Below are 24298 nucleotides of genomic sequence, written 5' to 3'. Positions count from 1 at the left end.
CCCAAACCATCAGGTTCCTGGAGGAATTCGTGTACGAGGTCAGCCGATCCGGCTTACCGGAACTCGTTCAGTCCGAGCCCAGCCCGCTCCCGCCTCGTGAGCCGGGCTCCGCCTGGCAGCAGGCCGAAGCGGACCTGCCCATGCCCAAGGCGCTGCCGCGAGACCTGGAGTACGTGAGCCCCGACCGGGTCCAGAAGGTCACGAGGCTGTCCGGCCTGCGTCGGCGCGGCCGCGGGGCGGCCCGCTCCGACGAGGGCGTGTGACGTGGCTCGGCTGGGTGCTGATCGCATGCATGGGGGTGCTGGTCACCGTCGGCTCCCGGTACGGCCGATAGCTGCGCACCGTCATCGTCACTTCCCTCGCCTCCGCTGGGCGGTACGGCACCCCTGTGGCGCGCTGGAGCGCAGCGGCTTCGGGCTCTGGACGGCCGGTGGACCTCTGATGTTCACCGCTGGGGTGCTGGCTTGGCTGACCTGGCAGTACGTCTCGCGCTTCTCCTGACCGCCGTCTCCCTGGAGCTGTGTACTGCCGCTCCGGGGAGGCGGCTCTATCGGGCCCTGCTCGCTCCCCGTACCACGCACCCCTCCGCGTGATGACCGGGCAGCTGAGCGAGCGGGGCGCGGCGCCTCGCTGATGCTGCTCCGCCTCCCAGCGGCGAGCGGGAGCGCCCCGGCCGCCCCCAGCGAACGGGGGGCGGCCGGCCATCCACCGGACTTCGGACTGAGGAAAGGCATAGTGGCCAGACGAATCGATGCCGAGTCACCCGATACGGCGCAGCGGACGAAACTCCTCGACGCGGCCCCTTGGATCGTCGTGTGGACGGGTGAGCCCGCCATCCCCGGGGAGATCATCGCCCGGTCCAACGGCATCGCGTACGTTGACGAGATTCCCGCCGATCGGGGCAGGCACGGTGAGCTGCTCCGACGCGGTGTCCGGCCGGTGCAGGACGACCAGCGCGGAAAGCCGCTGTTCGCCGACATCAACCACGCCAAGCAGCGCCGAGCACTACGGCTGCTGCTGTGCCAGGTCTGCGCCGAGCCCGCCGGCTGCACCGAAGCGGGCACCTTGTGGATTCTCACGGTGGACGCGTACGAGAAGGCGCTTGAGATCGGGTTCGTCCAGGCGCCGGTGTGTCTTCCCTGCGCCCGGATCGCGGTTGAAGTGTGCCCCCGGCTCCGTGCCGGTCACGTGGCCCTACGGGCCAGGGCGGTCCGTCCGACTGGAGTCGTCGGCACGCTCTGCGCGCCTAACCCCAACCCCTTGAATCCGAACGAGATCCGCGTAGTCGAGCGGGACTACGCGGCCTACTTCCACGACCCCTTGCTTCCGTGGGTCCTTGCGAGCGAGATCCGAGTCGAGCTGTCGGACGTGACAGTTGTCGATCTCGACGAGGACTGGACCACGCAGGCCACGAACCGACCTCACCCGAAGGCAACCACCCCATGTACGTGATGACGCCTCTCACCAGCAAGCACTCCAGCGCCCTCGACGAGCTGCTCGACAGCCGCATGGAGCGGCAGATCGAGCGGCAGCACGTGTTCGACGGAGAAGCGGCCAGGCTCGTCGACCTCGTCCAGCGCGCGGACTCCCTCAGCGGCAAGACGGCCGTCGGCCTGTGGGACGGCGAGGTCCTTATCGGCGCCATCGCACTTCAGTGGGCCGCGCCCGAGGACGGATGGACGATCGAGGAGCGCCAGGAGCCGACCCTGCTGGTTGCACTCGCCCATGCCCACCCGAGCCACAGGAGAGTCGGGCGCCTGCTGACACCGTGGGTCCGCGACTACGCAGCCCGTCAGCCCAACCCACCGGCATGGGTCCGATGCACCGTCCGCGTACCGCGCCTGGCGGACTACTTCCAGCGCACCTGCGGGTGGCAGAGCGTCCGCGAGGTGGCGCTGCCGGGGAAGCGGACGATGCACCTGCTCCAGCAGACCCCCAAGACCGATGACGGACTGGGATCCCTGATTCGCAGTGAAGGGCAGATCGCACCCACGCCGGCAGAACAGGGCGGCTTGGGATGAAGCGGCAGACCGTTGACTTCACGCCTCGTGAGATCGAGGCTATGGCCCTCCTAGCCGAAGGCAGGTCGGCGACGGAGATCGCGGAGGCCGTGGGCAGATCTGCGGAGACCATCCGATCTCGCACGGAGCGAGCCCGGCACAAGATCGGGGCCCCCACCATCGCGTGCCTACTGGACTACGCCTACCGCAAGGGAGTCCTGCCCCTCCCTGAGCCGGAACAGCAGGGTTTCAAGACCTCGCCGGCCGAGCTGGCTGCGCTCAGGCTCGCAGCTCAAGGGCGCAGCAATACGCAGATCGCCACGGAGCTGCTCACCAGTCGCCAGAACGTGGTCGCCGACCTCCGCAAGCTCCGCGATCGCTTCGGCGCGAGGAACCTTCCCCACATGGTCAGCCGCGCATGGGCGCTGCGACTCCTGCAAGAACCCGAGACCACGACCGCCAGCGCGCAGAAGGAGAAGGACCAATGACGATCCTGCTTCCGAAGGCCGAGTGGCTGGCCAGCCTGCCCCAGGTGGTAGCTGTCGGCTCGATGCTCGTCACCGATGAGGACGGCCTGGTCCTTCTCGTCAAGGCGAACTACGGTGCCCGCGCCTGGCAGTTCCCCGGAGGCATGCTCGACCCCGGGGAGTACCCGATGGTGTGTGCCGAGCGCGAGCTCGCAGAAGAGACAGGCCTGAACTGCCAGGCGGCCGGCCTGCTCGCAGTGATGTGGCACATCCCGAAAGAGTCGACCGGCGGCCGGGCGGTCGTGCAGTTCCTCTTCGACGGAGGCCAGGTCCCGGCCGACACCTCGGTTCGCCTTCAGGAGAGCGAGCTATCCGAAGCCCGCTGGGTCCGCGCGGCCGAGGCCATGACGCTTCTCGACGCCAAGCGTGGCGCCTGGCTGGAGGCAGCCCTGCGCGCCCAGAAGGGCGAGCCCGTGCAAGTCCTATCCCGCTGATTCCGAGCTCGTCGCTGCACTCCGATGGCGGCCTTCATCCCTTACTGCCCCCGGCACCGGATCGCGCCTGAGGCGACCCTGGCACCGGCCTTTGACCTGCACAGCACCGTGCCAGTGAGGAAGGACATGCCCGTCCGGGCAGCAGCACCCGAACGACACTCCGAGACCCCAAGAGATAGGAAGTTCCCCGTGATCATCGACCTCCCAAGCGAGCTCGAAGGCGCCCTGATCAACCTTCCTCTCCCGCCCTGGGAGCTGGACGTCCCGTTCCTGGCGAAGTCCACCAGGGAGCGGTACCGGGCCGGGCTGACGGCCGTCCCGCGGTTCGAGGAGACCGCCACGGCGCTGCGCCGCGCGCTGACTGGGGAGGGCGGCGGATACGCCGTGCTGCGCCTGGGGAGTCTCGCCAAGGCTCTGGGTGGGGCTGACGACCAGCGGTTCCTGCGGCTGGCGACGGCCTTAGCAGCCGAGGTGGCCGTCCCCTTCTCACCCTTCCCGCGCTGGCCCCTGTGGAAGGACATCGGAGTCAAGATCGACAAGGATCCCGGGAAGTCGAGCGGCATCGGATACAACGCGTTCCACATGGACCTGGTGAACGGGACCCTGCCCCCTGACTACACCACGCTCCTGTGCGTCCGCCGCGACCCGCTCGGCGGCGGTCCCAGCATCCTCTCCGACGGCCACGCGGCCGTGTCGCGGCTGTCGGAGGACTGCCGCGCGCTCTTGGCCGAGGCGGCCTACCACTACGGGACCTTCTTCGACCTGCACGGCGTCGGCGAGGAGTACGCGCAGTTCCCCGTCCTGGACGGCTCCAACGGATTCGTCCGGTTCACCGCCAAGATGCTGGAGCGGTCGCAGCTCGGCCAGGCGCACGCCGACGCCGCCAGGCAGCTCGCCGAGGAGCTCGTCCGGGGGCAGGTCGCCTTCATGCTCGAATCCGGGGACTACCTCATCGTGAATCAGCGCCGCTTCCTGCACGGCCGGGAGGCGCTCCAGGACGGCCAGGAGACCATCGGGGCCACAGACAGGCGGCTGCTGCTCCAGCTGTTCCTGCGCGCGCCCGCCGTCGCAGGCCCGGCCGCGTAATCGGCCGACGGCACTGCGAGCTTCCGATCTTCGCCCCGAGTCCTGCCGTCGAGCCTGCGGCAGGTTCACGGGGCGGGGACGGGCCGGGGAATTGTCGCGCGCCGGGCTCCCCGGGCTCCCGCCGGATCTAGATACGCGAGTTGCGCATCGACTGCCAGGCAGCGCCAACCAGTGCCTGCGTCGCCCGCGGGACGGACAGATGCTCGTGCTGGCGGTAGAGGGCCCAGTTGTACTGCACGAGCGAGAGCTTGTTGGAGGACAGCGATCCCGCCTGGTGGGCTCGGTACACCGCGAGGGGCTCGGCCAGGCCCCGGGCGTCGAAGCCGTCCCGCATGATCGACAGCCAGAGGGCGTAATCCTGCCTCTTGCGCATTTCCGGCATCAGCCTCGTGCCCAGGACGTTGCGGTCGTACATGGCGGTGAGGGCACCGATGTGGTCCTGGAACAGCATCGCGCGGTAGTCCACATGCTTCCGCGCGCGGACCACTCGGCCGTTCGGGACCCAGTCGGTGCTCTCGCCGTCGTAGTCGGCGTCCATCTTGAAGTACGAGGTGAAGGTCAAAGGCGCTGCGCCCTCCGCGGCGAAGCGGAGCTGCCTTTCGGTCTTCTCCGGGAGCCACATGTCGTCGCTGTCGAGGAAGGCGATGTAATCCCCGCGGGCCCGCTGCATCGCGAGGTTGCGGGCTCGGCCCGCGCCGCCCTGTTCGGGTGCCGATTCCGGCAGGACGCGCTCGTCCTCCTTGGCGACTTCGCGGAGCAGGTCCATGGAGCCGTCGGAGGACTGATCGTCGGTGATCAGCAGCTCCAGGTCGCTGTGGGTCTGCGTGAGCACCGACCGGACCGCTGCGCTCAACGTCGCTGCCGAGTTGTACACGGGCATCACGACAGACACCAAGGGCACAGCGATTCTCCTTGCCAGACCAGGAACGACGGTCCATTCAAGCACCGCAATCGAGAAGGAGCTGCCATGCAGATAGTTGTCGCTGGTCAGGGCTACGTAGGGCTTCCGCTGGCCGTACGTGCCGCCGAGGTAGCTCACCGTGTCGTCGGCTACGACGTGGATCCGCACCGCGTCCAGCAGCTCGCCGCCGGCGATTCGTACGTGGAGGACGTCGCCTCGTCGCGGCTCCGCGCGGTGCTGGACACCGGCGCGTACTCCGCGACCGCCGACTCCGGCGCGCTGGCTGGCTACGACCTCGCGGTGATCACGGTGCCGACCCCGCTGCGGGACGGCGTACCCGACCTGACCTACGTCGAGACCTGCGGCCGGACCCTGGGCGCGCACCTCTGCCCCGGCGCGACAGTGATCCTGGAGTCCACGACGTATCCCGGCACCACCGAGGAGGTGCTGCTGCCGATCCTGGAGGAGACCTCGGGTCTCAAGGGCGGGGTGGACTTCCATGTCGGATTCAGTCCCGAACGCATCGCGCCGGGCAACAAGCGGTGGTCGTTCGAGGGGACACCGAAACTGGTGTCCGGAATCGACGCCGCATCACTCGAAGTGATCAAGGAGTTCTACGACGGCATCTTTCACACCACGGTGCCGGTGTCCGGGCCCAAAGTCGCCGAGCTGGCCAAGCTGATCGAGAACACGTTCCGGCTCGTCAACATCTCCATGATCAATGAGCTGGCGACGCTGACTGACCGTCTCGGCGTGAACATCTGGGAGGCGATCGACGCCGCCGGCACCAAGCCCTTCGGCTTCACCCGGTTTACCCCGGGGCCGGGAGTCGGCGGGCACTGCCTGCCCGTCGACCCGCTGTTCCTCGCGTGGAAGATCCAGCAGGAGCTCGGCGAACCCTTCCGGTTCGTGGAACTCGCCGACGACGTGAACCGGCACATGCCTGACTACGTCGTCCAGCGCGTCGTGGACGCCCTCGACAGGCGCGGCATCCCCGTCAGTAGGGCCCGGATTCTGCTGCTCGGCCTGACCTACAAGATCAACGCCACCGACCTGCGCAACTCGCCGTCGGCACGTGTCGCCGAGCTTCTGACCGGCCTCGGCGCCGACGTCCGCGGCGCCGAACCCAACATCCCGGACGGCGCCAGCGCCGAGGTGACCGTTCGGCGGGTGGACGCTTCGCCGGAGGAGGTCGCGGCCGCCGACGCCGTGGTGCTCCTCATGGACCACGCACGATTCGACCTCCCGATGATCCAGCAGCACGCGGCCTGGGTTCTCGACTGCCGCAACCGCATGTCCGGAGCGAACGTCGAAGTCCTCTAACCCTCGCCCCTGACCGGCTCTGTTCCTCCATCCCCAGGAGTTCTCTTGCGCGACGAATGGGAGCACGCGCACACGGACTACACCGTGCCCGCGCAGCGTCGCAGCCCTGCCTCGCTGGCCGACAGCGAGGGCGACTGGCGCGACCACCTGGAACACTCGACCCCCAACGGCTGGCTGATCCGGAACAGCGCCATGACCGAGGCCCTCCTCAGCGGCAGGCCGATGTACCTGCTGCACACCACCCGGGGCATCGACGCCATCCGCACCAGCGGGCAGGTGCACGTCTCCAGCGGATGCCTGGTCGGCGCCCTGTACTGCTCGCCCCTCGCCAGCCAACGCGAGGGACTGCGCCCCCACAACCTCGGCGCCTACCTGATGGCGACGAAACCCGACACCACGCCCGTGATCCTCGAAGTCACCCCGGATGCCCCGATCCCGCCCAAGGGCGTCGACTACCTGCATCTCGGCGCCATCCACCTGCGCACCTACCTCCGCTACCAGAGCTTCCTCACCCCGGCCGAGACCGACCAGCTCGACCGCGCCGTCCTGGCCGGCCTGCACGCCGCGGCCGTGTTCCTCGACCTCGCCCTGCGCAACGCCACCGGCCACGCCACGCCGGCACCCGACTTCATCAACCAGCTGGCCGACGCCGTACGTGCCGTGCCGTTCCTCGGATACCTGTACTTCGAGGTGCTGTCCGAATACCTGATGCTCCACTCCACCACCCCGGAGACCAAGACCTACGCTCAGGCGGGCGAGCTGAACAACCTGCTCTACAAACGGCTCGCCTTCGCAGCCGTGGACGGCATGGACCAACTGTTCGACCTGGCCCGTTTCAAGCCGCGCCATCACCGGCTCGTCCAGCTCATCGAGGGCATAGAACCCGCTCTCGGCCCGGGAGTTGCCGAGTACGTCCGCCGACGGCTGTCCCACCTGCTCGCCCGGACTGCGCTGCACCCGTCCCAGGACGCGGCATCGGTCACCTTCCAGGGCGCTGACCTCAGCACGATCCAGAAGACCGCGCCGGGACTGCTCGGCCAGATGGTCTTCCGCGAGACCCGGTACATGGGCCGCTATCGGGAGTTGTACCACTGCTTCGAGAAATCCAAGGCTCTTGAGGCGTGGGACTACTGGAACAGTGAGGGAATAGCCACGCCATTCAACGGAATCCTCCCCAAGGGCGAGATTGGAATAAGTCCCGTCTATCCCCGAGCGTCAGTCAGGATGTGGGCGGCAGAACAGGACGGTAAGGGCTATTTACATCCGGTCGAGGAGGTCGTGGCCGTTGTCACGCCGCACCTGGCGTCGTGGTGGGCACCTCCCCGCCGGCGCGAGACGTAGAACGCACCCCTGATGCACGAGTCGTCGAGGCGCGATCTCCAATTTCAACCCACCGGTTCTTTCGATGATCGGGGTTCCGCATGGCCGCCAAGTTCCTGAACATCCTGACTGGCATCAATCGCACCTCGGCGCCTTCTTCCGGCAGCATGATCCTCGTCAATGATCTCTACGGCGCGATGCCCGAGACCCACACGACCTTCCTCGGCAGGGAACCGGTCGATCAGGTCTGGCAGACCGCGTTCGGTCAGCTGATCACCCTGTCCACGACGAAGCGCCCACACGGCCCGGGCTTCGACCCCTACCTCGACGAACTGACGCGTGAGGTCGGTGCGCTCATCGAGACGATCCAGCCGCACGCCATTCACGCCCAGTACCTCGGATTCGCTCTCAGCCAGGCCTTCGCCCGAACCGCCGGAAACATCCCGATCATCGCCATCGCCCACGGCCCCGACATCATGGCGGCCGAGCACAGCGCCCGGGAGCGCGAAGGCCTGAACGAAGTCGCTGCGGCGAGCGCCGCGATCGTGGCCCCGACCTTCGCCTTCGCGGACCGCATCGACCGTCTCACCGGACAGCGATTCACCGACCGTCTCACCGTCATCCCGTGGGGGATCCATCTGAGGCACGCCCGGTTACGCGACCGGCCGCCAACCGGCAGCGGCCCTCTCTCCCTGGTGCACGCCGGCCGCCTGGACGACAACAAATCCACGATCACCGCCGTCGAAGCCCTCGCCCTGACCCATCAGCCGCACCACCTGACCATCATCGGCCACGGAATTCGACGAGAACACCTGGAACAGCGGGCCAACGAACTCGGGCTACAGGAACGGGTCCATTTCGACCCGTTCCTTCCCCGCGCCGAACTGTGGCGCCGCCTTCCGAACTTCGATGCCTTCGTCTTCACGACCAGAGGCATGGAAGCCTTTGGACTCGTCGTGATCGAGGCCCAAGCCCACGGCCTTCCCGTGGCCTACTCCGACCTTCCCGGCGTGAGGGAAATCCTCGGCAGCACCGGCGTTCCCTATATCCCCGGCGATCCGCGCTCGCTGGCCGACGCCCTGGACGAGATGGGCCGGGACCACCACCACCGCAAGGCCCTCACCAAGGCGGCTCTCAACAACGCGCGCCGATACGACATCATCACCACCGGCCGCCGGCTTCGCGAACTGACGCTGCGCGTTACCCCCTAGAGACTGTCCGGTGGGTCATGCAGCCAGACGACAGGAAGCTCCACTTGGACGGAAGCCAGGTGGAGCCTTGGTCGTGCAGTGCTCAGTAGCGGATAGCAACAGATCCGCAGGGCTACAGGCGGCCGCCACCGTAGAAGAGGTGGTAGTAGCGGGCGTCGTAGTAGCCGCGGAAGTAGTTTCGGCCCCCGTAGTAGCCGCCGGGGTGGTAGAAGCTGCCGGGGAAGTAGGTGGTGGAGTAGCCCTGGTTGGAGTCGCCGCCGTCGAGGGTGCTGCCGACGCCCTGGTTGCCAGGTGTGGGTTGCGCCTGAGCAGATGCGGCGATGCCGCCGACGAGTGCGGCCGCGAGGAGCACACCCCCCGCAAGATGCGCTTTGCCAAAGATGGTCATGCCCGGTCAACGAATGGATCGGTTGCGAGTCACGTCTGTGCTGCTCGGCTGCGTCTTGACCCTGTTGGTCCCCCCCCGGGTTGGGGGCTGTCCGGTGCGACGGGTGACCCATCGAACACGCCATAACCCCTTACCCCGACTCATCCAGACCAGGAGGTGTATCAGACGGGGCGTGGCCGACTGTGTCAGTGGATCGGCATACCCTCAGGGCATGAGCACTCCCACTGAGGGGCTGACTCTGGGGGGCGTCAGCGCGATCGTCGAGAAGAAGATCCTCACCAGCAGGGTCAGGATCGAGCGCAAGGGTGAACCGGTGTTCAACCCGGACACCGGTCAATACGAACCAGGGCCTCCGGTCGTGGTCTACGAAGGGCCTGGTGCGCTCTTTCCCGCTGACGGGCCTTCCGTGGTTCTTCACCTGGCGGGGCAGGCGTACGTGGACGACACACGCTCCCGGTACAGACTCCTGACGCCCCTCGATGCGCCTGTCGCCTCCAGAGAAGACACCGTTCGCGTCATGCAGGCGGCCGACCCGTCAGCGATCGGCCGCACCTGGCGCGTGCTGGACATAGGTGAGACCGCCACCCTCAGCGTGGTCCGCACGACATGGGTCGACCAGGACACGCAGCGAACAGGTGGAACGCCGTGACGACAGGCATCGACCCGGAAGAGGTGCGCCGCCACCTTGAAGCCGCCCTTCTGGTCGACACGGTCCGCATCACCCGGCCAACCGGGACCGCTCCGCTTGACCCGGCCACCGGCCTCGTGGGCGAGGTGCCGGTAGAGCACGTCTACGAGGGCCCCGGTGCCGTCCTGTCCGGGCATGGGCAGGTGACAGCAGAGGGAATCGTCGGACGGCAGTGGCTGGACGACACGGTCTCCTGGTACCGACTGCTCACACCACTGGGAGCTCCGCTCCCAGGCCGGTACGACCGGGTACAGGTCATCGCCGCGAGATCCGGAAGCCCCGCGACGCTCGGCCGGGTCTGGCAGGTCCTCGACCCGTCAGAGGCATCGACCGTTGAGCTGGTCCGAGTGACTCGCCTCGACGAAGTCACCCCGCCCTAGAGCGAATCCGGGCCGCCCGAGATCGCGCATACGCTCGAATCATGGAGATCGCGAACAGTCCGCTCACAGATCCTCACCACGTCCGAATCACCTCCCACGCCGGCGGAGGGGCAGTCGCCCTCGACGGGGTGGACATCTCCAGCCTCGTCCACGGCTACAGCCTGCACCACGTAGCTGGGCAACCAGCTCAACTGGTGCTCCAGTTCGCGCCCGGGCGTCCTGTCACCGAGTACAACGGTCTCGCCCAGGTCGCAGTCGGCATCCCCCACGAACCCGGCGAGGCGGCCGAACGCTTCCTCGCGGCGATCGACATCCCGCTCCTGGAACAGGCCGCCATGCACCGATTGGACTTGGCCGGCGGGCGGCACGGGTTCACAGCAGCCATCGTCGAACAGCTTCGGCAGTGGGCCCGAGGCGAGGAGGAGGAGCCCGATGCCCTCCGCGTCTAACCCCCACCCGAACGCCCACGGCGCCGCAGGCGTCTACACGAACGCCGCTCAGATCGCGGCGCTCCTGGACGCCCGGGCGGTCCGGACTTTGCCGGAAACGCTCTCGGTCGTCCAGCACCACGCCATGCTCCTGGAGACCCGCATCAAGGCACGGGCCTCCGGACGGCCGGGGCCCAACGCACCCACCGGCGACTACCGGCGCAGCTGGACCCACGAGGTCTCGACAGACGGCGTCACGGTGACCGCCACCGTCGGCACGAACAAGCCCCAAGCCCGGCGCTTGGAGTACGGCTTCGTCGGATCGGACAGCCTCGGCCGGATCTACAACCAGGCTCCGCTGCCACACGTCGGGCCCGCGATCGAAGAGATACGGCCCATCTTTCTCGCCGCCCTCGGCGACTCAATCAGTGACTGACCGGCCCGAAGTGCAGTCGCCTAACGGACCACGCCTGCGGCCAGGTTCCGCAGCCAGATAGGAGGAGCAGTGCCCGTCTCCGGCCGCGAGGTCTCCCTCGCCGTACAGAAGATGCTGGCGACCGCCACGACCAGGAGCTGCGGGTACGGCACCGCGCCAACGGCGTCCAGCACGCCCACCGGTGCCCAAGTCCCGTACGCGGTTCTCTACCCCCTCGGTCTGACAACCGACGGGCCGCCGTACGGCCAAGCCGACGGCGACGCCCGCGCCCTGCTGCAAGTCACGAGCGTGGCCACGACAGCTGAGCAAGCCGAATGGATGGCCGACCGTGTCCGGACCGCCATGCTCGGGCGAAAGAGCAGCGGCAGCGGCTCCTACACCACCGACATCACCATCCCGGGATGCGCTGTGCTCCGCCGTGGACTGGACAAGGAGGAGGGCGTCGCTGTCGCCGGCGGCATATACAGTTACGTGCAGCGGTATGTGGTTGAGGTGACGTCGCTCTCCTGAACAGCACCGCCCTCACCGCGGAGGCCCCCTCGCGGACGTCCGGCCGATTCCGGTACGGGCTGATTCCCCTGTCGCGCTGTGCGCGGCGTCGTGGGGACGGGCCTCCGGTGCGTGCCGCTCCAGGGGTGTCCCCGGAGAGCGAGAATCAGTGGGTACCACCCAGCAGCGATTCATGCGGCGTGGAACGACGCAGTTCTACTTCCTGAAGGCGATTGCCGCAGCCTCGAACATCCCGACCCGGCCGGAGTTGACCGGCGCCAACGCCACCGACCTCGCCGAGGCCATCTCGGACATCGAGGGTTGGTCCCTGGAGAACGTTCCCATCGAAACGCCGGACATGGCCTCGGAGTTCACGACGTCCATTCCCGGTGAGGACAAGGCGGACAACAGCTCCTTCACCCTGTACGAGGACAAGGTCGACGACACCCTGGAGACCCTCCTGTCCAAGGGCAGCGAGGGGTACGTGGTGATCCTCCGCAAGGGGGACATCGCGCAGTCCAAGTCGATGGATGTCTTCCCGGTGCGTGTGGGCAGCCGGTCCGCCACGTACACCGCCGGCGCCGAGCCCGCCAAGTTCAAGGTCAGCTTCGGCATCACGGCACGGCCCACACTCGACGCCGCGATCCCGGCGAAGGCGTAAGGGGGAAGCCGCATGTCCACGCACACTCCGCCCCCCGCCGCGGTTGCCCGAGACCCCCACTGGGCAGCGAAGATGGAGCGCCTGCGCGCACGCCGCCTGGCCGAGCGAACCCTGTCGATCTGCGACGACCCGACGCTCAAGGCAGCCGTCACCGAAGCCGCCCTCCGCCTCGCACGTGCCCGCACCGAAGCCGGGTCCGCCTCAATCGAACAGGGCATCTCGGAGGCGGCCCGTGCCGAGTGGGTGGCTCAGCAGCCCGAGGTGCTCGCAGCCGAGGGCGAGCTTGACGACGCCCAACGGGAACTCGACGCCGCAACGCTACGGCTGACCTTCCGAGCTCTGCCGCGTCCGGCGTGGGAGCAGCTGCTGCGGGATCACCCGCCCACGGAAGCCCAGGCTGATATCGGCATGGAGTACAACGTCGAGACGTTCCCCGCCGCCCTGATCGCCGCGTGCCACCTCGAACGCGACGACACCGGCACCGAGGTACCGAGCATGAGCGAGACCGACGCCCAGGAGCTCCTCGACGCCTGGGCGGACGCGGACGCCAAGGCGCTGTTCACCACCGCCCTGGTCGTCAACCAGACCCTGCGCGCCGACCTGGGAAAAGGCTGATCCAAGACCCGGCCTTCCGGGCTGAGATGCAGCTGTGCGCCTCCTACGGAATCCCGCACAGCCACTTCTCGGGAGCTGGAGACGGCCGCTGGTCGGCGCTGGACCGGGCGAAGGCGCTCGCCTACCTCGCCTACACCCAGGCGTCATGCGACGGCTGCGGCACACGCTCCGCCGAGTGGGACGAGCGAGTGGGCGGCGACCGGTTCGCGTACGTCCCCGAGCCCTACCGCTGTCCGGGCTGCGAGCTGATCGAGATGGAGCGCGAGCAGGTCCCCGATGGGGCCGAGGGCCGGGGGATGAAGATCGGGCTGCGGCCCCGGAAGGACGTGACGCCGTGAGCGGCGCCTACAACCTCTACGTCAACCTCATGGCCAACACTGGCGGCCTGACCACCGGGCTCCGAGGCGCCGCCGGGCAGCTGAGGAGCTTCGACGGCGGGCTGGCCGGAGTCGGCACACGCCTGGGATCGGTACGTGCCGCGACCGAAGCCCTCGCCCGCGCGCAGGCTGCTGCCTCCGCAGAAACGCTTCGCTCGCAGGCCCGCGCCACCCAGGCAGCAGAGCGAGCAGCTGCCGCACAGCAGGTCGTATCCCGGGCACACCGCGCGCAGTCCCTCTCCTTGTCCCTTGCGACCAGGGCACAAGAGGCGCACACGGCCGCCACCCTCGCCGGCGAGCGCGCCGCACGAGCTCAGGCGCTCGCCCAAACCATGGCGGCACGTGCGCAGGCCGCCGCCGGTAGCGGTGCGGCGGCCGCCGCACGCACGGCGCAGGCCGCCCAGGTCGCAGCCGACCGCGCCGCACAGGCCCACACCGCCGCGCAGAGCCGAGCCGCCGCCGCGACTCTCGCCGCCACCCGCGCCAGCGGCCTCGCCCAGCGCGCCTCCACGGGTCTCGCGGATGCGGAGAACCGCGCCCGCACTGCGGTCACCGCCCGGGATGATGCCCAGCGCGCCGCAGCACGCACCGCGCAAGCCTCCGCACGCCAGATAGCGGACGCCGAGAGGGGAGTAGCCGCCGCCTCGGCAGCCCGGGCCACAGCCTTCGCCCAGGGCGGGCTCATCATCGGCGCCGCACTGGGTGTGGGCGTCGCCAACGCGATCCAGCTCGAAAAGGCCATGGCGAACGTCATGACGATCTCCCAGGAGATCACGGCGAAGAACGTCCAGGCCTTCACCGACGAGATCGTCCGCCTGTCCACGGAGCTCCCCCAGACAGCAGAGCAGCTTGCCGAGGGCCTCTACCAGATCGTGTCCACCGGCTTCGACGGTGCCGAAGCCATGTCCATCCTCCACGTCTCCGCCCAGGGCGCGTCCGCCGGCCTGACCACCACGGAGACCTCCGCCCGCGCACTCCTCGGGGTGCTGAAGGCGTACGGGCTGCCCGCGTCCGCCGCCACGGACGTGATGGACACGATGTTCCAGACCGTCAACCTGGGCGTCGTCTCCTTCGAGGAGCTCGCCCAGCAGCTCGGCGACGTCGTGCCGATGGCGGCTGCAGCAGGCGTCGAGTTCGACGACCTCAGCTCGGCCCTGGCCGCGATCACCCTGGCAGGCATCCCCGCGGCCGAGGCCGCCACCGCGCTCAACATGATGATGACGCGGATGGTGAAGCCCACCCGAGAGATGCGCGACGCCATCAAGGACCTCGGGTACGAGTCCGTGGCGTCCGCCATTGCCCAGGACGGGCTCTACGTCGTCGTCAACAAGCTCCGGGAGGTCACCGGCGGCTCCGCTGACGCCATCGCCAACATGTTCAAGGACATCCGGGCGACGAGGGCGATGCTGGCGCTGTCCGCCGCGGACGGGAAGAACTACGCCGACACCTACAAGGGCATCGCGATCGAGGTGGCACGGGCGGGCGCCGCACAGAAGGCGTACGCCATCCAGCTGGACACCACCGGCGGGCAGTGGGCGCTCTTCCGTAATCAGGCAACCGCCCTGGGCATCGACCTCGGCAGGGCCCTCCTTCCTGCCCTTCAGACCATCGGCGAGTACTTCAAGGTCCTTGCCGGTGCTATCAACGACCTTCCCGGGCCGGTGAAATCGCTGATCGGCGGGTTCCTCGCCCTCGCCGCGGCGGGTCTCCTCCTGCGCGCGGCTGTGGAGAAGGCCGGCGTGCAGCTTGCCACGTTCCGCACCCAGGTAGCCGCCGCACGCGCGGGAGGGTCGGCACTGCCAGCGGTGCTCTCCGGGGCGGGCCTTGCGGTCACCGGTCTGGCTGCGCTCCTGACGATCGGTGTTGCCGCCTACGCCGCCTACTCGGCTTCCAAGCAGAAGGCGAAGGCTGCAACGGAGGAACTCGTGGAAGCACTTCGAGCTGAGAGAAGCGAAGGAGAACAGGGGGCAGGCCTGCGGAAGTTGACCGAGCAGCTGACGAGCGGTGGCGACGTGGACAAGCTGCGCAAGGCGGGGGTCGAAGTGGAGGAGGCTCTCGACGCGATCCTCAACGGAGGGAAGCGGTACCAGGACCTCCTCGATGAGCTGAACGCGAAGAAGAACGCGTCTGCGAAGGAAGTCGGCAAGGCCGTCACCTACGACGAGAGCTTTGACCGCGCCCGGGACGTCCTGACCAAGCAGCACAAGATGTGGGACGACGCGGTGAAGAAGGAGTCCGCGCTCGCCGCCAACATGGACATCGTCAACGCCAAGATCAAGAACAACCGTGTCGAACTCGCCGGCATGTGGGACCTGACGGCAACGCTACCGGTCGACAAGAACGGTGCACCCAAGTTCAGCGAAGAGATGCAGGCCATGGGCAAGGCCTTGGCCGACATCGTCGATCCGGCCAAGGCGTGGAAGGCGGCTCAGGACGAGGTCGCAGAGGCCAACCGCAAGGCAGGGCGGTCAGCCGACTCGGCAAAGGCGAGCCTGGCCGACTACATGGAGCAGCTCCGCAAGCAGCTGACCGCGCAGAGGGACTGGCAGAAGAACCTCGGCACTCTGGCCGCCAGCGGCCGGCTTGAACTTGTCGACCACTTCGCCAAGCTCGGCGTCGACGCGGCACCGATGCTCGACGAGCTCGTACGCCAACTCGGCAAGGGCGGTACGAAGGTCGCCGACGAACTGGAGGCGATCATCCAGGAAGGCGCGGCCCGCTCCACACCGGCCTTCCGGGCCGGCCTGGAGCAGCTCCCGGCGATCGCCGAACGCTACGGCAAGGAGATCGCCCAGGCGTGGGCGGACGCCTCCGCCACCAACAACCCCGGGCAGCTCTCCCAGGTCATGCAGCGCATGGCGCTGGCCGACATGGGCCGCGCCGCGCAGAAGCTGCCGCAGGACGCCCGGGCAACGATGCAGCAGGGCATGAAGCTGCTGGCCGAGACGGCCGCCCGCGGAGGCAAGGACGCTGCGGAGGCCATGAAGACCGCTCTCCTCGGCGGTGACCTCGAAGGGGTCCGGACACAGCTCCAGAACATCTTCGGCGCCGACATGCCCATCAGCGCGCCAGACCTCTCCGCCGTCGTCACGGCATTCCAGTCCGCCGGCGGCCAGGCCAATATGGAGTGGAATGGCGCCCTCACGCTGATCCAGACGGCGGCGGCGACAAAGGGAACCGCAGCGGCCCAGGCTCTGACCTCTGCCCTGCTGTCCGGGGACATGGCCGCAGTGAAGTCGACGCTGGACGCCATCAGCATGTCCGTACAGAACATCCCGGGCTCGAAGAGCATCTCGGTCAACGTGACCGCCAACCAGCCACCGCCGGTCGTCATCTCGATCCTGTACCGCCGTACCCCCATGCCGAACGACAAGGACGGCAACGGCATCTCCGACTACATCCAGGCCCCACAGGCGAACGGCAGCGTGCTGTCCTTCTTCGCGAGTGGAGGAGTCCGAGAGCAGCACGTCGCGCAGATCGCCCCGGCCGGAGCCTGGCGCGTCTGGGCCGAACCAGAGACCCACGGCGAGGCGTACGTGCCTCTGGCGGAGTCGAAGCGCCCCCGATCCAAGTCGATCGTGGAAGAGGTCGTCCGGCGCTTCGGCGGAGAGGTCTCCTGGTACGCCAACGGCGGACTGTCCGGATGGTCCTACCGGCCGGGAGCGGCAGAGCTGTCCTCCCTGTCCTCGATCCGCACGGACTCCATGCGCAAGGTGAAGAAGGGGGGTAAGGAGGAAGAGGTCTTCGACCTGGACCTGTTCGAGAGGAACCTGGACAAGGCTGCGAGCAAGGCCGCCGCCTGGCGCCGTGACCTGGCCACCGTGGCACGACGCGCCGGCCAGGATGTCGCCGACGCCCTTCAGGACATGGGCGAAGACGGTGTCGAGTTGACCAAGCGGATGGCCAACGGCAGCTCCAAGTACATCAAGGACATGACCGACGACCTCCAGGCGCTGGGAAAGGTCGCCCGAGCATCCCTGGGTGACTTCACTACGCAGCTGAAGGCGGCCATCGAGAACCAGGAGGCCTTCGAGGCGAACCTGGCCAAGATCGCCGCCTGGGGCTACACGGATCTGGCGACCCTCTTGGCTGAGCAGGGGGACAAGGCGGCCGAGACGGTGGCCGCCGAGGCCGCGCGTTCTCAGGGGGCGGCGCGGGATGCCAACGACGTGAGCAAGCGCGCCAAGGAAGTCGTATCCGGTGATGCCCTCACCGACCTCATCCAGATCATCGGCGCGATTCGCTCAAGCGGGACAGGCATTCACGACGTCGCCGACACAACGAAGCTGGACGAGGACCGCATCATCGAGGTTGCTCTGCTCGGGCAGGCGCGCATTCAGCAGGTCCTGGGCGGTACCGCGGCGAAGTTCCTGGAAGACCTCGCGCGGGCGAAACGCGGACTGTCCTACGCGAACGGCGGCATCCTGACGCCTGGTGTCTACGCCACGAGCAACGGCATCGTCCGCTTCGCCGAGCCCGCTACGGAAGGCGAGGCGTTCATCCCGCTGGGGGCCTCCAAGCGGGGCCCGGCTCAGCGGGTGCTGGCTGACGTGGCTGGCAGGTTCGGATACCAGCTGGGGCGCGCCGGGGTGAACTCGCCTCGGGTGGTGGAAGCCAGACCCGAAAGCCGCACCGTCGTCGTCCTCCGTGACGAACGCCCGACCCCCTTGATCGGGACCCAGAACATCCGCATCGACCGCCCCGGGGCGACCGAGCAGCAAATCTCCGCCGCAGTCGGGTATCAGCTGCGCCGCGCCAAGCGAGGTGGGATCCGATGAACGCCGACCTCAAGGATCACCGTCACGAGCTGGGCGGCGTCGCCATCGGCTCCGGAACCCCGGTCGTGATCGCCACGATCGAAGGTCTGGGGCGTCCCGAGGTCCGTACCGGGGACGTGGACCCGCCGCACGCCGACGGTGTCTGGCTCGGCGCCGACTACTACGCCGGCCGCACGGTCCGCATTGACGCAGCCATCAAGACTCCAGGCGACCAAGCAGCCGCCCTCGACGTGCTCGCTGCACTTCAGCAGGTCCACGATGATCCCAGCCTGCGCCTGACCGGAGGTGCAACCACCGACCTGCGACTCAAGCTCCCCGGCCGGGATGTTCGCGTCCTCAAGGGACGTCTCCGCCGGCTCGACGCCGACCTGACGTCCTTGGTGTATGGCTGGGTACCCCTGGACCTGGAGTTCTTTGCTGCCGACCCCCAGTTCTACAGCGACGCCGTCCAGCAGGTCACCTTGCCGCTCGGCATGATCGCTGACGGGGGCTTCACCGCCCCCCTGGTGCCGCCCATCGTGGTCAACCCTGGCCCAGACGCGAATCGCCGACCAGGGTGGATCAACGTCGAGGGCGCAGCCCCGGCCTGGCCCGTACTGCGGATTACAGGCCCCTGCGCCAACCCGTCCATCACGCATGTGCAGACCGGCCGCGTCCTTCAGCTGAACACCACTATCGACGCCAGCGACTGGATCGAGATCGATACCCGCCCCACCTGGCGATCCGTCCTGCGCCGCAACGGCGGCAGCGTGAACCTCACCCCGCGATCACGAATCGACACCTTCAACCTCTTGCCTGGCCGCAGCGAGCTGCGCTGGCAGGCCGTCGACCCCACCAACCGCGCTCAGCTGACCGTCACCTGGCGGCCGGCCTGGCCCACGCTCTGATCGGGAGCCTCCGTGACCCTCACCCCCGTCCCCCTTCTCACCAACGGCGGCACCCACAGCGCCCAGAGCTTCCGCATGATGGTCCGCGACCTTGCCCGAGGAGCCGAGGGCGTCACGGAGGGCAGCGACCTGAAGGTCACGCCGCTGACCGTCCCGGCTGGTGGCGTCCTCGTCGGCGACGGCTCCGGCGTCATTCGCGGCCGAGCAGTGCCGTGGCAAGGCCACTACACCGCGTACAACATCGGTACAGAATCCGTTCCGGTTGCCCCCACCGGAGGCACTCCACGGACAGACATGGTCGTGATGCGGGTACTCGACCCGGAGTACGAAGGCACTCGCAATCCGGCGCGGGACAAGATCGTCGCCTTCGAAGTGATCCCCGGCGTCTCCGTAACAGCGACGGCCCCGCCCCCGGGCTTCTCCGCGATCCCGCTTGCTCGCATCAACCTTCCAGCCAATACGGGGACCGTCACCGCCGCGATGATCACCGACCTGCGGCGAATCGCAAACCCTCGCCGGGAGCGCCGCATCCAGATGATCCGAGGCTTCCCCTACAGCCAGTCGCCGGCCACCCCGGACAAGTGGAGCGACTGGCCCACCGAGGCTCGGGTCCAGGTCGAGGTGCCTTCCTGGGCAGTCACGGCAAACATCGTCACCCAGCTCGGCGTGCGCTTCTCCGGCAACCCGTACACGCGCCTGCGTCACAAGTTCGGATCCCTCTTCGGCGCCGAGATCACCATGGACGACGATGCTGTGACCGGATGGTCCCGCGAGAACATCATGCTCGGCGACACCCCGCAGATCACCCCCGCCCTACGTGGTACCACCCAGACCCTCAGCATCCAGACCAACCCGATGGCCGGATCCGTCTTCGTCCTGGACGTCAACGGCGGCTCGAACTGTGTCTTCGACGTGGAGTTCGTCGAGGGGGTGCTGTGACGCGCACCGGCTACCGCTACATCGCACAGCACGCACTCACCGGCGAAGTTCTCCATCCGGACCTTCCGCTCACGGATGTTGAGTACGGCCCCGAACTGAACGGACCGGGAGCTCTCACGGCGTCGCTCGCCCCGCGGTTCGGGCGAACGCGACCGGACATCATGGACGAAGGCAACACGATGCTGTACGTGGAGCGGGAGGGCCACCTGCGGTGGGGAGGAGTCCTCTGGCAGGTCACGCCGGAAGACCGCACGCTTACCCTCGAAGCCGCCGGCTGGTCCAGCTACCTCCAGCGGCGACACGACATCCACGGCGAGTACGACGGACGAGGCCCGTACGTCTACGCGGACCCCTGCCAAGTGATCCGCGACATCTGGGCGTACGCGCAGTCCCTCCCCGACGGCGACCTCGGCGTCGCGGTCGACCCCACCGTGTCGACCGCGAAGGTCGGCACACCCGCCGATCCACTGAAATCCGCGTGGTGGGAGGAGCCCGTCCTCGGCGACGCCGTGGATGACCTTGTTGCCGCCGTGGACTCCCCGGACTACACCTGCGACACCCAGTGGGGAAGCGACGGGACCATCCGCCGGCGGCTACGACTCGGATACCCGCGTCTGGGCACACGTCGTACGGACATCAGCTTCACCAGCGGAGTCAACATCCTGAACAGCCCAGCCGTCCCGCGCAGCGCCGACGAGTTCGCACAGACCGTCATCGCGACCGGCGCCGGTGAGGGCCGATCTAAACGTCGGCATGTCGACTCGGTCCGCGACGGCCGCCTGCGCATGGAGACAGTTCTCGCCCTGCCGGACGTGAAGGGAACCGACGTCCTCGCTCGCCGGGCCACTGCAGAACGCACCCGCCGGCAGCTCCGTGGCACCGTCGAGCAGATCAGCATCCGCCCTGATCATCCTGCGGCACCGCTCGGCAGTTTCCAGGTCGGGGACGACGTGTTCACGACGGTCAGCAACGACTGGATCGACTTCGCCAGCTGGATGCGGATCGTCGGATGGAGCGTACGGACTGGTGGAGCGGACGGCGAGACCGTCACCGTCCTCCTGGCCCGCGCGGACTCTTTCCACTACGGGGAGGCAAGCTCATGAGCAACATCGACATCGGCGGCCGCCTGGCTGCCCTGGAACGGCAGATCGCCAACCTCCAGAGGTCAAGCCGCCTCGGCCACTCCTCCATCGAAGACGCCGCGATCGAGGTCTACGACGAGAGCGGCTCGCTGCGCGCCGTCATCGGCCAGCAGGCAGACGGCACCTCCGGCGTCGTCGCCGTCAACGGACCTCCGCCGCCCCAGCCGTCGCGCCCGTACGTCTCCTCCGTCCTCGGCGGAGTCGCGGTCACCTGGGACGGGACCTTCCTCGAGGAGGTCGCGGCACCGCTGGACTTCGCCCGCGTAGAGATTCACATCGGCGCCACGGACGGCTTCATCATCGGGGAGTCCACCCTCCGCGCCACGATGGAGTCCCCGCGGGGCGGCACGCTCATCGTTGCAGCGGTCGACCCGATGTACTTCCGGCTGATGGCGCGCACTACATCCGGCACGGCCTCCGACCCGTCGCCGCAGGCAGGCCCGGTGGGCCCGGCTGCCGTCGTGGCCCAGGAGGTCCTCGACGGGATCATCGACGAAACCGCCCTGGCCGAAGAGGCCGTGGGGCGGATGCACCTCCAGGTGGGTGCCGTCGGGCACACCCAGCTGGGCATCGGAACGGGCAATCTCCTGCCCGACCCGGGCTTCGACGGGCCGTATACCGACCAGAACCTCACCGGCAAGACCGGATGGATCCTGACCACCGGCAACAACTCCGCACGAGCCCTGCAGGCGGGGCCGAAGGGGCCTCCTCCCAGCACAGGGAGGGCTCTGATGATCACGGAGCTACCCGTCTCTCCCGGCGACCGCTTCTTCCTTGCCGTCGACTACCGAGTGTCGGCGGACTGGGCCGGTGACTCAATCCGGCTCTTCATGGAGTGGCAGGACGCCCAGGGCGCCGTGCTGAGCTACGGCATCCTTGCGGTGACCCCGGCCCCAGGCGGACCCTGGACGAGGACCAACCGCCAGGTGCAGGCCCCCGCCGGGGCGGTCAAGGCGGCTGTCTGGATCAAGAACCACGAGGCGACCGCCGGGACTGCGGACTTCGACAACGCCGAGGTACGCAGTGTCATCGGCGCCGGCATGGTCCTGGCCGACTCCATCGGCACACCCGAGCTCGCGGCGGGTTCCGTCGTAGCGTCCAAAGTGGCAGCTAAGACGCTCACCGCGCGCGAAGTCAAAGCCCTGTCGATCACCGGGGCCGAGATTGCGACCAACACCCTCGTTGCCCGTCACATCGCAGCCGGTGCCCTCACGGCCGCGCACCTGGCCATTGGTGTGGACGGCAACTTGATCGCTGACCCCTCCTTCGAGGGCGCCATCACGACGGGCCGCCTCGGTACCGACTGGACCGTGGTGGCTCCAGGCAGAGACAGCCCCAAAGCCCTGCGTGTGGACTGCACCTCGGCGACGCCGGTCGACAAGACCATCACGCTCGGTACGTTCCCCGCGATGCCTGGCCAGCGTGTCTGGCTCTCCGCCGACTACCAGCTCTCGACCGACTGGGTGGGGGCCCGGGTGAACGTCTACGTCCGCTGGGAAGACGCTGCTGGAGCTGTCCTTGCTTACAGTCGGATCACCAGCGGCAGCGCCGCGGCGGGGTCCGGCTGGAAGACGATGTCCGGAGCACCGGAGACGGCCGCTCCCGCTCAGACCGTGCTGGGGCGGATCAAGCTGGCCGCCGACGACGGCAAGGCCGGGTCGGTCCTCTTCGACAACTCGACCTGCCGCATCGTGATCGGCTCCCAGCCGAGCGGAACCCGAGCCGAGATCTCCCCGGCTGGCCTCGTCCTCTTCGATGAGGGAGGCGACGAGCGCGTCAGCCTGGTCACAGGCAGGGCCAACTTCCTCACGCTGTCGGGTACCAACGGCGGCGCGGTCGCGACGATCGACGAAAAGGGTAACGCGGGCTTCAACGACGTGTCCGTCGCCGGCGGGCTCACCGTCGGCGGCATCAGACTCGACTCGCGCCTCGCGGAGTCTCCCCGTGGTCTGGTCGCGATCAGTCGCCAGTACAGCGCGGTCACCGGCAGCGCCGCCGAGATGGGGTTCGTCGAGCTGGCCTTCCAGTCAGACGTGACCCGGATGTACCGCATCGTCGTGGATTGCTATGTGACCGCGTCAGCCGAGACGGGAGAGGTCCACGTAACCCTCCGTGACGGCGGTGCATCCACTCCCACCGTCAGCAGTCCCGTCATTCAGAATCGCGTGTTCCCGATCAATGGCCTGACCTGGCGGTCGGTCCGGGTCGAGCTGATCAGGTCCGGAGCGAGCCTCGGGGGCGGCCTTCATCGGCTTTTGTCCACCTTCCACGCCCAGTGGGCGCCGGGCGGAACCACCGTGACGCTGTTCGGCAAGAGCGAGCAGCCAGCCCACATGTACGTGGAGGACATAGGGCCGGCGATCCCTGACACGGGCGTTTACAACACCGGTGGTGGCGTGACTACCCCTCCCAGGCAGCAGTACGAGCGGACCTACACCGCTTCATGGTCGGGCAGTTACGCCAACCGGGGCGCGTACAACTCGTACTACGGTTCCCAGTGCATTCAGGGGTACTACTCCAGCAACAACGGGGTGCAGGCTGCCCTGATCGGATTCCCGTCGTCCTTGGCATCGGACCTGGAGGGAGCCTCGATTCAGTCGGTCGAGCTGTACCTGTACTACGCCCACTGGTACTACAACGCCGGCGGAAAGGCCGTGATCAAGGCGCATGGTCACGGGTCGAGGCCGGGGACCTTCAGCTGCGACGGTGACTCGCGGACGATCGACTGGGGCAGAAACGTCGGCAAGTGGATCGACATCACCTCGATCTTCGACTCGACCAGCTGGAGGGGAGTGGCACTCGACCCCAACAGCACCTCCCTGGACTACTACGGGCGTGCCGAGGGCGTGGGGGAAGAGCACCCGCCGCAGCTCAAGGTCACGTACGTGAAGTGAATCGGCGTGATCGCGGACAGCCGTAGAATGAGGACCGGCGTGGGGCCGACTGACTGGGGAGCATCGTGACCGGCCCGACCCAAGATCCCACGCCCTGGGAGCTGCTGCGCGCGGTTCAGCAGCTGCGTGACGATCTTCGCGCCGATTTTGCCGCTCTGGCCAGCCGGCTGGAGCAGATGGTCACCAAGGACGTGTACGCCGCGGACCAGAGGGCTGTCGAGCAGCGGATCGGCACCCTCGAAGGTGACCTCGGCGAGCTCCGGGAACAGCGCGAACGCGAGGCGGCCGACGCCCGGACCAACCGGCGCCTGGCTCTCTCCGCTCTCGTTGCACCCGTGGTGGTTGCACTTCTGGTCGCGGTACTGCTGGCCAAGCTGGACATCTAACACCCATC

Annotated in this window: 25 protein-coding genes; 23 read left to right on the top strand and 2 right to left on the bottom strand. The window is 68.0% G+C overall.

Features of this window, described 5'->3' with window-relative positions:
- Window positions 1–29 precede the first annotated feature (29 nt).
- The 6 genes from OG429_RS13570 to OG429_RS13545 all read left to right on the top strand — a co-directional run bounded on the left by OG429_RS13570 (window position 30) and on the right by OG429_RS13545 (window position 4047).
- A complete protein-coding gene (locus OG429_RS13570; RefSeq protein ID WP_328925581.1) occupies window positions 30–263 on the top strand; it encodes a hypothetical protein in 234 nt (77 codons plus the stop codon).
- Between the two features lie 370 nt (window positions 264–633).
- A complete protein-coding gene (locus OG429_RS13565; protein WP_328925580.1) occupies window positions 634–1452 on the top strand; it encodes a hypothetical protein in 819 nt (272 codons plus the stop codon).
- On the top strand, window positions 1452–2021 hold the full coding sequence (locus OG429_RS13560; protein WP_328925579.1) for a hypothetical protein: 570 nt from the start codon (window positions 1452–1454) through the stop codon (window positions 2019–2021). The genes OG429_RS13565 and OG429_RS13560 overlap by 1 nt, the downstream gene beginning before the upstream one ends.
- Window positions 2018–2488 (top strand): helix-turn-helix domain-containing protein, encoded by a 471-nt coding sequence (locus OG429_RS13555; protein ID WP_328925578.1) that lies wholly within the window; start codon window positions 2018–2020, stop codon window positions 2486–2488. Before OG429_RS13560 ends, OG429_RS13555 begins: the two co-directional genes overlap by 4 nt.
- The gene (locus OG429_RS13550) at window positions 2485–2961 is read left to right on the top strand and encodes an NUDIX hydrolase (protein ID WP_328925577.1); all 477 of its coding nucleotides are present in this window, start codon (window positions 2485–2487) and stop codon (window positions 2959–2961) included. The genes OG429_RS13555 and OG429_RS13550 overlap by 4 nt, the downstream gene beginning before the upstream one ends.
- Before the next feature lie 189 nt (window positions 2962–3150).
- Complete coding sequence (locus OG429_RS13545; protein ID WP_328925576.1) at window positions 3151–4047, top strand: TauD/TfdA family dioxygenase; 897 nt, start codon at window positions 3151–3153, stop codon at window positions 4045–4047.
- Window positions 4048–4174: 127 nt separating this feature from the next.
- Here OG429_RS13545 and OG429_RS13540 read toward each other — a convergent pair whose 3' ends face one another.
- A complete protein-coding gene (locus OG429_RS13540; protein WP_328925575.1) occupies window positions 4175–4948 on the bottom strand; it encodes a glycosyltransferase family 2 protein in 774 nt (257 codons plus the stop codon).
- Between the two features lie 66 nt (window positions 4949–5014).
- Between OG429_RS13540 and OG429_RS13535 the strand changes: the two genes are divergently transcribed.
- The 3 genes from OG429_RS13535 (at window position 5015) to OG429_RS13525 (ending at window position 8802) form a co-directional block, all read left to right on the top strand.
- Entirely contained in the window at window positions 5015–6271 is a 1257-nt protein-coding gene (locus OG429_RS13535) for a nucleotide sugar dehydrogenase (RefSeq protein ID WP_328925574.1), read from the top strand.
- Window positions 6272–6316: 45 nt separating this feature from the next.
- Window positions 6317–7612 (top strand): hypothetical protein, encoded by a 1296-nt coding sequence (locus tag OG429_RS13530; protein WP_328925573.1) that lies wholly within the window; start codon window positions 6317–6319, stop codon window positions 7610–7612.
- A gap of 80 nt (window positions 7613–7692) precedes the next feature.
- On the top strand, window positions 7693–8802 hold the full coding sequence (locus OG429_RS13525; protein WP_328925572.1) for a glycosyltransferase family 4 protein: 1110 nt from the start codon (window positions 7693–7695) through the stop codon (window positions 8800–8802).
- A 112-nt stretch (window positions 8803–8914) separates the two neighbouring features.
- Here OG429_RS13525 and OG429_RS13520 read toward each other — a convergent pair whose 3' ends face one another.
- The gene (locus OG429_RS13520; RefSeq protein ID WP_328925571.1) at window positions 8915–9190 is read right to left on the bottom strand and encodes a hypothetical protein; all 276 of its coding nucleotides are present in this window, start codon (window positions 9188–9190) and stop codon (window positions 8915–8917) included.
- Between the two features lie 211 nt (window positions 9191–9401).
- Here OG429_RS13520 and OG429_RS13515 point away from each other — a divergent pair, with 211 nt between their 5' ends.
- The 14 genes from OG429_RS13515 to OG429_RS13450 all read left to right on the top strand — a co-directional run bounded on the left by OG429_RS13515 (window position 9402) and on the right by OG429_RS13450 (window position 24290).
- On the top strand, window positions 9402–9839 hold the full coding sequence (locus OG429_RS13515) for a DUF6093 family protein (RefSeq protein WP_328925570.1): 438 nt from the start codon (window positions 9402–9404) through the stop codon (window positions 9837–9839).
- Window positions 9836–10258, top strand: a complete 423-nt coding sequence (locus OG429_RS13510) for a DUF6093 family protein (protein ID WP_328925569.1) — start codon at window positions 9836–9838, stop codon at window positions 10256–10258. The genes OG429_RS13515 and OG429_RS13510 overlap by 4 nt, the downstream gene beginning before the upstream one ends.
- Before the next feature lie 41 nt (window positions 10259–10299).
- A complete protein-coding gene (locus OG429_RS13505; RefSeq protein ID WP_327413864.1) occupies window positions 10300–10707 on the top strand; it encodes a hypothetical protein in 408 nt (135 codons plus the stop codon).
- Window positions 10691–11122 carry an HK97 gp10 family phage protein gene (locus OG429_RS13500; RefSeq protein WP_328925568.1) on the top strand — a complete coding sequence of 144 codons (432 nt, stop codon included), beginning with the start codon at window positions 10691–10693 and terminating at the stop codon, window positions 11120–11122. Before OG429_RS13505 ends, OG429_RS13500 begins: the two co-directional genes overlap by 17 nt.
- Before the next feature lie 69 nt (window positions 11123–11191).
- Window positions 11192–11632 (top strand): hypothetical protein, encoded by a 441-nt coding sequence (locus OG429_RS13495; RefSeq protein ID WP_328925567.1) that lies wholly within the window; start codon window positions 11192–11194, stop codon window positions 11630–11632.
- A 148-nt stretch (window positions 11633–11780) separates the two neighbouring features.
- Window positions 11781–12272, top strand: coding sequence for a phage tail tube protein (locus OG429_RS13490; protein WP_443051254.1), 492 nt, complete (start codon window positions 11781–11783; stop codon window positions 12270–12272).
- 12 nt (window positions 12273–12284) lie between these two features.
- Window positions 12285–12887, top strand: coding sequence for a hypothetical protein (locus OG429_RS13485; protein WP_328925565.1), 603 nt, complete (start codon window positions 12285–12287; stop codon window positions 12885–12887).
- Between the two features lie 26 nt (window positions 12888–12913).
- Entirely contained in the window at window positions 12914–13225 is a 312-nt protein-coding gene (locus OG429_RS13480) for a hypothetical protein (RefSeq protein WP_327413859.1), read from the top strand.
- Window positions 13222–18042, top strand: a complete 4821-nt coding sequence (locus tag OG429_RS13475) for a phage tail tape measure protein (RefSeq protein ID WP_328925564.1) — start codon at window positions 13222–13224, stop codon at window positions 18040–18042. The genes OG429_RS13480 and OG429_RS13475 overlap by 4 nt, the downstream gene beginning before the upstream one ends.
- Window positions 18039–18929, top strand: coding sequence for a phage distal tail protein (locus OG429_RS13470; protein ID WP_328925563.1), 891 nt, complete (start codon window positions 18039–18041; stop codon window positions 18927–18929). Before OG429_RS13475 ends, OG429_RS13470 begins: the two co-directional genes overlap by 4 nt.
- A 12-nt stretch (window positions 18930–18941) precedes the next feature.
- Window positions 18942–19868, top strand: a complete 927-nt coding sequence (locus tag OG429_RS13465) for a hypothetical protein (RefSeq protein ID WP_328925562.1) — start codon at window positions 18942–18944, stop codon at window positions 19866–19868.
- Window positions 19865–20971, top strand: a complete 1107-nt coding sequence (locus OG429_RS13460; protein ID WP_328925561.1) for a hypothetical protein — start codon at window positions 19865–19867, stop codon at window positions 20969–20971. Before OG429_RS13465 ends, OG429_RS13460 begins: the two co-directional genes overlap by 4 nt.
- Complete coding sequence (locus OG429_RS13455; protein ID WP_328925560.1) at window positions 20968–23904, top strand: hypothetical protein; 2937 nt, start codon at window positions 20968–20970, stop codon at window positions 23902–23904. The genes OG429_RS13460 and OG429_RS13455 overlap by 4 nt, the downstream gene beginning before the upstream one ends.
- A 65-nt stretch (window positions 23905–23969) precedes the next feature.
- Window positions 23970–24290: a hypothetical protein gene (locus OG429_RS13450; RefSeq protein WP_327413853.1), complete on the top strand. Its 321-nt coding sequence runs from the start codon at window positions 23970–23972 to the stop codon at window positions 24288–24290.
- The last annotated feature ends 8 nt before the right edge of the window (window positions 24291–24298 follow it).

This window comes from Streptomyces sp. NBC_00190 (genome assembly GCF_036203305.1).
GTDB lineage: Bacteria > Actinomycetota > Actinomycetes > Streptomycetales > Streptomycetaceae > Streptomyces.
Note: the sequence above shows the minus strand (reverse complement) of the source record. Positions and strands in the feature narration are given on the sequence as shown.

Coding starts and splice junctions, on each gene's coding strand:
- OG429_RS13455 (WP_328925560.1), top strand. CDS start 20,968: ATGAGCAACATCGACATCGGCGGCCGCCTGGCTGCCCTGGAACGGCAG.
- OG429_RS13550 (WP_328925577.1), top strand. CDS start 2,485: ATGACGATCCTGCTTCCGAAGGCCGAGTGGCTGGCCAGCCTGCCCCAG.
- OG429_RS13480 (WP_327413859.1), top strand. CDS start 12,914: ATGCAGCTGTGCGCCTCCTACGGAATCCCGCACAGCCACTTCTCGGGA.
- OG429_RS13525 (WP_328925572.1), top strand. CDS start 7,693: ATGGCCGCCAAGTTCCTGAACATCCTGACTGGCATCAATCGCACCTCG.
- OG429_RS13515 (WP_328925570.1), top strand. CDS start 9,402: ATGAGCACTCCCACTGAGGGGCTGACTCTGGGGGGCGTCAGCGCGATC.
- OG429_RS13555 (WP_328925578.1), top strand. CDS start 2,018: ATGAAGCGGCAGACCGTTGACTTCACGCCTCGTGAGATCGAGGCTATG.
- OG429_RS13565 (WP_328925580.1), top strand. CDS start 634: ATGCTGCTCCGCCTCCCAGCGGCGAGCGGGAGCGCCCCGGCCGCCCCC.
- OG429_RS13485 (WP_328925565.1), top strand. CDS start 12,285: ATGTCCACGCACACTCCGCCCCCCGCCGCGGTTGCCCGAGACCCCCAC.
- OG429_RS13470 (WP_328925563.1), top strand. CDS start 18,039: ATGAACGCCGACCTCAAGGATCACCGTCACGAGCTGGGCGGCGTCGCC.
- OG429_RS13505 (WP_327413864.1), top strand. CDS start 10,300: ATGGAGATCGCGAACAGTCCGCTCACAGATCCTCACCACGTCCGAATC.
- OG429_RS13500 (WP_328925568.1), top strand. CDS start 10,691: ATGCCCTCCGCGTCTAACCCCCACCCGAACGCCCACGGCGCCGCAGGC.
- OG429_RS13520 (WP_328925571.1), bottom strand. CDS start 9,190: ATGACCATCTTTGGCAAAGCGCATCTTGCGGGGGGTGTGCTCCTCGCG.
- OG429_RS13560 (WP_328925579.1), top strand. CDS start 1,452: ATGACGCCTCTCACCAGCAAGCACTCCAGCGCCCTCGACGAGCTGCTC.
- OG429_RS13535 (WP_328925574.1), top strand. CDS start 5,015: ATGCAGATAGTTGTCGCTGGTCAGGGCTACGTAGGGCTTCCGCTGGCC.